The organism is Bellilinea sp., assembly GCF_034432615.1.
Classification (GTDB): domain Bacteria; phylum Chloroflexota; class Anaerolineae; order Anaerolineales; family Anaerolineaceae; genus Bellilinea.
Window position 1 is genome coordinate 1 of the sequence record NZ_DAOUBL010000299.1, and the last position, 3,976, is coordinate 3,976.

The 3,976-nt window shown below is 54.0% G+C and carries 3 protein-coding genes; 1 reads left to right on the top strand and 2 read right to left on the bottom strand.

The genetic code is table 11. The annotated features are described in order from the left end of the window. Together VAE48_RS13600 and VAE48_RS13605 are read right to left on the bottom strand one after the other, a co-directional pair. On the bottom strand, window positions 1-942 hold a 942-nt coding region (locus tag VAE48_RS13600), incomplete at its 3' end, for a serpin family protein (protein WP_322793874.1). A gap of 174 nt (window positions 943-1,116) precedes the next feature. Beyond that, complete coding sequence (locus tag VAE48_RS13605; RefSeq protein ID WP_322793875.1) at window positions 1,117-1,299, bottom strand: hypothetical protein; 183 nt, start codon at window positions 1,297-1,299, stop codon at window positions 1,117-1,119. Between VAE48_RS13605 and VAE48_RS13610 the strand changes: the two genes are divergently transcribed. Then, window positions 1,293-3,896 (top strand): HD domain-containing phosphohydrolase, encoded by a 2,604-nt coding sequence (locus VAE48_RS13610; RefSeq protein WP_322793876.1) that lies wholly within the window; start codon window positions 1,293-1,295, stop codon window positions 3,894-3,896. The genes VAE48_RS13605 and VAE48_RS13610 overlap by 7 nt on opposite strands. Window positions 3,897-3,976 lie beyond the last annotated feature (80 nt).

Below are 3,976 nucleotides of genomic sequence, written 5' to 3' on the forward strand. Positions count from 1 at the left end.
GATGGCTTTCTCCACTTCCTCAAAGTGACCCTCATCCGGTATGATGACCAGCATGCCCATCGCGCTGTCCTGGTAGGGCAAACGCACCACCTGGTAGTTTGGCCCCCGCAGGTAGAGCAGATTCTTTGCCAGCGACATCATGGGTACCGTCACCTGACTGCCATCCAGCAGGGTGAAAGCCGCCTCGCGGGTTGCGCCTTCATCAAACGGGTAAACCCACGCGCCTTTGAAGTAAATGGCGTTGACCAGCACCAGCCGGGTAAGCGGGTTCAGCACTCCCTCAGCAATCAAATCTTTGATTTTCTCCCGCGTTTGTTCCTCCACCCAACGGTTAATCCGCTGGCGGGCAGATTCCGGATCGTTGTAGTCCACCCGGTACATTCCCGCGCCGTAGTTTTCCGCCAGCAAGTCCAGAAACTCAGGCAGAAAATCGAAACCCGCCTGCCCCCACAACGAATTGGCAATGTTCAACTGAAACGGTTGTTCCTCCCCGCTGGCAGGTTTCTGCTCCAGCGGGCGCAGGTTCAGGTCCAGCATATTGAAGGCCGGATGGAGCTTTTCCTGCGGCAGGTTAAAATGCAGCGTTTGCGCTATTTGCCGCTCGGTATCACCGCGCGCTCCGGCGTAGGTCATTGCCAGTGCCAGCGAGATGCTGTAGGGGGAATAAAACAGGTTGCCCGGCTCCTGCGCCAGTCGCTGGTATAAATCCAGCGCAAAGGCGTTGTTGCCATTCACCAGTTCACGCAGGGCAATTTCCCCGCTTGGTGGGGCTGTATTCCGCGGGCGGGAAGAAATCAACACTTCATCCTCATCCATACCGCTCTCCTTGGGAGTGGGATTAACCGCCGGCTCGGTGGGCAGCGGTGTTGGTGCAGGGGAACAGGCCGTCAGGATCAACAGCCCTGCCAGCAAAACGATCAGACTCTTTCTCCAAAGGCTCATCTCGTCCTCCTTTTCAGGTCAGCATCTGCAAGTATTCGACAAAGGAAAGACGAAATAAGCCGCCATTTCGTTCCTGACCTGAGCGCCAATCCCACTTTGCCGGCAAGTCAAGGCTTTTTTACTGTCGTACGAAATTTGTAAGTTCATTGTAATTTTTTTGCCATTCAGAATTCATCAAGATGAGCGATAATCGGTAAATGAGGCCAATTGGTCGTGGCAGGTTGGTTCGCTCAGCCGGCAAGCCAGCGAGAAAACTTCCGGAATAATCCGACTCAAGTTGCCGGATGCAATTTCCCGCTCGCCTTTTCCGCATGCCAGACTCATTTGAACGGATGCTGTGAGGGGACGCTGTGACACTTCGCAACCGTATTCTGCTCTTTTCCCTGCTGGCGGGGGGAATTTCCATCCTCAGTCTTGTTTTGATTTCCAACACGCTGTTCCTCCGTCATTATCGCACGCTGGAAGAGAATCTCTTACATCAGGACATCCAGCGTGTCGAAGCCCTTTTGCAATGGGACGTAGATTTCTTAAGCAGCATCGCCGCCGACTGGGGCTACTGGGATGAAACCTACCACTTCATCAAGGGGCAAAACCCCGATTATATTCAAAATAACCTGACTCCCACAACCTTTCAGGGGCTGGGGGTAGATGTGATGGCATTTTATGACGCGAACCTGCACCGGGTTGCAGAATTTTCGATCAACCCGTTCACGTTTCATCCCATCCCCCTGCCGGAGGACATTGACCGGCAGATTTTCAAGAATTTTCTCGGGCATATACCTCCCGAACCGCAATTTCAATCCAAAGGGCTGATTCAGACTCAGTTTGGGCCGTTGATGATAGCCGCCCGCGCCATCCTGCGCAATGATGCGGTCGGTCAACCGGCCGGTTTGATTGTCATCGGGCGCTACCTGAACAACCTGCGGTTAGCCGAATGGGAAGAAGCCACCCGTCTTTCCATCGAAGTAGAAACCATCACCAATCCCCAACTGCCGGCTGATTTCCGCGCGGCATTCAGCCAACTGCGAAATTCCGACACAGATGTGGCGGTATTTCACTCAACCCAGGCGTTCCAGACCCAACAGATCACCGGATTCAGCCTGCTGACCACCCTGCGGGGCGAACCCTATTTGATGCTGCGGGTGAGTAAAATTCCCATCATTTATCAGGTGGGGTTGAAAAATTTTCGCAATTTTCTGCTCTTCCTTGCCATTCTGGCGGTGGTGATGGGCAGCCTTTCGTGGGCATTCTTCAACCGCACTCTGACCAAGCGCTTGTTTGCCATTATCCGCGCCATCAATCGTTTTCGCGATTCCCACGACTTCTCGATCAGCATTCCCATACAGGGCAAGGATGAACTGACCCAAATGAGTCTCGCTCTCAGTCAGATGGTGGCGGACATGGGGCGGTATCATTTTGCCCTGGCTGCCTCCGAACGTCAGTACCGCGAGATGCTTCAGAACATGCAGATGCTCGCCGTCATCCTCAACCGCGAGGGAAGGATCGTCTTTTGCAACGAGTACTTCATCAACCGGACCGGCTGGAACTGGCACGAAGTGCTGCAAAGCGATTGGTTCGAGCGCTTTGCGCTGCCAGAAGAACGACACAAACGCCGCGAACGCTTTTTGCGGCACATTCAGGAAGAAAACATCCATCACCATGATGAGTCCTGCATCCTCACCCGGGCAGGCGAAAAACGGCTGATTGCGTGGAACAACACCTTCATCCGCAACCCGGATGGCTCAGTAGCCGGCATGGCACGCATCGGGCAGGATATTACCGAGGTGCGCCGGAATGAAGAAAAAATCCGCCAGCATTTACACGAAACAGATTTGCTGCTGGCGCGTTTGAAAACCTTGCGGGAGATTGACACCGCCATCACCAGCCCACGCTCCTCCGAAGAAAAGATGGGCATCATCCTCAACGTCATCAAAAACGCCCTGGAAGTGGATGCGGTCAACATCCTCACCGAAAGTGTGCCAGGCTACCTGCTGCCTTACGCCAGCCGCGGTTTCAATCTGGCGCAAATCATGCCCATTTCTGCCCAGATTGGTGTGAAAGAAGCCGAGGAGTCGCTTGCCAGCGGCACACCGCTGGTCATCAACCGTTTGGTGACCGGAGAACTGTCCCACTGGCTGACCAGCCGCTTCAGCGGTTTTGTCCCTTATCAGTTTTATGCCGCCGCGCCAATGACGATTGAGGGTCAACGCTACGGCCTGCTGGAAGTATTTGCTCACAAGCCGCGCACACCTTCGCCCGAGTGGCAGGAATTTTTCCAGACGCTTGCCTCTCAAACCGCCATAGCCCTGGATCACAACCAGATGATTCAGAACATTCAACGCGCCTACCAAGAATTGCAACAGGCTTACCGCGCCACCATCGAAGGCTGGTCGGCAACGCTGGAACTGCGCGACAAAGAAACTCAGGGGCATTCTGACCGCATGCTGGAATTGAGCGAAAAACTCGGCCGGCGCATGGGGTTGAACGAAAAACAGCTGCAAGATTTACAATACGGCGTTCTGCTGCACGACATTGGCAAAATGGCTGTCCCGGATGCCATCCTCAACAAACCCGGCCCGCTCAATGAAGAAGAATGGACAGTCATGCGCCAGCACCCACAGTATGCTTACGACCTGCTTTCCAAAATCCCCTTCCTGAGAGGCGCCATGGATGTGATTTACTGCCATCACGAACGCTGGGACGGCAGCGGCTATCCGCGCGGATTGAAAGGGGAGCAGATACCCCTCTATGCGCGTATTTTTGCAATTGTGGATGTGTGGGATGCCCTGACCCACGACCGCCCATATCGTCAGGCGTGGAGTATTGAGAAAGCGCTGGCATACCTGCAAGAGCAGGCGGGCATTCAGTTTGATCCGCAGGTGGTAGAAACGTTTACCGCGCTCATTCAGGAAGAATATCAGCCCGAAACTTTTGTAAACGGCAACTCGGCTTGAGGGTAAATTAACGTCAATTCGGGATAAATCATTTTTACATCAACTTTCGAATTTTCGTCCCCCTCCCGCCTCCCCCAAAA